Source organism: Mycobacterium sp. (assembly GCF_049585075.1).
Classification (GTDB): Bacteria; Actinomycetota; Actinomycetes; order Mycobacteriales; family Mycobacteriaceae; genus Mycobacterium.
The window spans coordinates 1-2634 of sequence record NZ_JBAUZA010000082.1; the positions used below are offsets into that span (position 1 = coordinate 1).

The following is a 2634-nucleotide window of genomic DNA, read 5'->3' on the forward strand; positions in this document are numbered from 1 at the left end:
GCATCGGGCGGTGCGGCCGTCGACGCTGCGGGGTGGGCACCCGGGCCCCGCGGGCCCGGATGTCGACGATGGTGCCGGTGGAGTCTTCGGCGGCCGGGGCGAATCCGGCGTCCTGCAAGGCTGCGAGCACTTCGCTGATCGGCGCCTGAGATATCGCCACGGTCGGAGCCAGCACCCGCAGGCCCAGCGCTTGGGCTACGCCGGAGGCCGCCGCCTGGGCGAGCAGCGTCGGGTCCTCGCAGCGCACGAACGACGTGGCCATGCCGATCCTCAGCTGCCCATGCCGGCGCGCCACGTCATCGATCAGGTAGGTCAGCCCTTGCGGCACAGGTGTTTTGGAGTGCCTTCCGAACAGCGAATGCAACTCATCGGCAGTTTTGCCGATATCCAGCGCGTGCCGGATGGACTGCTCACTGACGCGGTACACCATCGCCGTGCCCGCAGACTCGACAGTGGCCACCGCCGCCAGCTCCTCGGCGAGATGACGCTCGAGCGGCCCGGGAACCACGACGGTCAGGTCGGCCTGAACCAGGAAGTGGTCGATCGGTGCAGGCAAGGCACGTGCCATCGCGTCGACAATCTCGGCGTCTCCGGCATGAGCGCCGTCGACCAACGCTCGGCCGGGCGTGCTGATCGCGCCGCGGCCCACCAGGCCGAGCAGGTGCGCCTCTTCCAGCAGATCGGCCACTTGTGCGGGCTGGAGCCGCTTGGCCCAGCGCGGCCGCCGCCAGATCAACGCTGCCGATGCCGTGTTCTTGTCGACCGCCGCACCGGCAGGTAGCTCGGCCAGCATGCCCAGCAGCAGCCGACGATCCAGTGGGGCGGCCGTCGAATACAGCGAATCCGACAGCGCGGCATATGGTTTGGCGTCGGGGCTGCGAGTCCCGATCAACGCAGGACGGGCCGGTAGGTCAAGCCAGGTGTTGGCCAGCAGATACCAGCGGTCGGCTGCGGATGCCTCGTCGAACCGGTCGGCGGCCACCGTCGGCGCCCAATAGGGCGCCTCACCGCTGGCAGGTTGCGGATCGGGTAGCCCACAGGCGATCAGGCCCGCCGCAGCGGCCAGCTCGAGGACCAAGCCCAGCCGGGTCTCATCAACACCGGTCACCTTGGCCAGTCGTCTTATTTCACGCACCCCTAGGCCGCCGCTGCGAAGCTCGGAAATCGGTGCCGCGCTCAGTGTTTCGAGCAGCACATCGAGTTCGCGCAGCAAGTCGATGACCGCACCCGCGGCTGCGGCGTCGGCGTCACCACGCGTGGCGGTGGCAACCACGGGATCGGGCGCGGCCAGCTGCATTGGCCCGGGCACCTCGCCGCGCAGCACCTGCCCGACATGGCGCGGCAGGATCACCGTGTCGGCGTCGATTCGGCGCAAAAGCCCGATCGCGAGCAACTGTGGCACCGGCCGATCTGCGGGAGCCCCGGGTGCGGCGTCGCGGGTACGCCCCAACGGTGACCCCTCCAGCAGCTTGTCCAGCAGTTCCCGCTGCGGATCGTGCAGGCCGTCAATCAGCTCGGCTATCTGCTCGCCGGTCTGGGAAGCGTCTTCCAAGGTCACTTGGCCGGGATGCCAGGGCAGCCCGGCACCGGCGTCGGGGGCGACTCGTAGTTCGGTGTCACCCCAAACCAGCGCGCGCTCCTTGAGGTCGTCGAGGGCGCCGAGCACCGCGGATTCGGCCGCTCGACCGTCGATCAGCGCCAGCAGCTTGGCAACGGGCACCGACGCGGAATCCGCGTGCAAAACCAGCAGCGCGTCGATCACCGCTAGCCGCAGGAAGTCCAGCTCGTCGGTGGCAGCCGTCACTGATTGGCGGGCCTGGGCGCGGGCGGCCAAAGCCGCGATGCTGCCCGGCGGCGGCTGGGCAAGGTCGGGCCGCAGCTCCAGCAGACGGATCAGCCGCTCGTCGGGCAAGTCGGCCAGCCACGACCCCAGCGGGATGCCCCCGGTGTGTTCGGTCATTGCTGACCAGCGTAAAGGAGCGGCGATAGTAGGACTCCCGAGGCGACGGCGAATAAGACCTGTCAGAATGGCACGCGTGGCTGACAACGCTGACAACAAGGCGCAGAAGACCCGTTACGTCGACAAGGGCTGGCCGACGACCAACCCGGACGACCACGCGGTGAGTGAGCTTGCAACCGATCGGGTAGGCGCACTGTCTCCCTACGGCGACGTGGTCTTCCCGCTGCCAGCTGACGAGCTGCCGTACCTACACCCCGTCACCGAGGTCAACCGCTAGGCGTATTTGCGCCGTTTACGCGAGCGAGGACAGGGCGGGGTTACCGTTCACGCTCTGCGACTGAATGGCTTTGAGCAGGTCCTTGACGTAGCTCGGGTCCATGTTCTGCGGCGGTGCCGCCGGCAGCCCTTTGCTGGTGTCGGGCAGGTTCGCCGGATCTAGCAAGGGTGCGAGCTGCGGTGGCACCTGAAGGTCGTGTATCGCCGAACCCGCGGCGGCCGGATCGCTCGGCACCCCTGGAACTGTCGGCAGGCCCGGGCCCGGGATGGGCGCTGGGTCGTCGGCGAACGTCCAATGCGCGACGGCGGTGGCTTTTTGGACATCCACGCTGTCATTCCCCGGCGGGGCCGGTGGCGGCGGCGCGTCGGCCGGTGGTGGCGGTGCGTCGAACGTGGCC

General features: G+C 68.9%; 2 protein-coding genes and 1 pseudogene. 1 reads left to right on the top strand and 2 read right to left on the bottom strand.

The genetic code is table 11. From position 1 onward, the window contains the following. Positions 1-1960: helicase-associated domain-containing protein (locus tag WB785_RS03930; RefSeq protein ID WP_424077383.1), on the bottom strand; the 1960-nt coding region annotated here is incomplete at its 3' end. A 76-nt stretch (positions 1961-2036) separates the two neighbouring features. Between WB785_RS03930 and WB785_RS03935 the strand changes: the two genes are divergently transcribed. Next, entirely contained in the window at positions 2037-2237 is a 201-nt protein-coding gene (locus WB785_RS03935) for a hypothetical protein (RefSeq protein ID WP_424077384.1), read from the top strand. Positions 2238-2252: 15 nt separating this feature from the next. Here the strand turns inward: WB785_RS03935 and WB785_RS03940 are convergent. Beyond that, a pseudogene (locus WB785_RS03940) lies at positions 2253-2634 on the bottom strand (transglycosylase family protein); the annotation flags it as partial.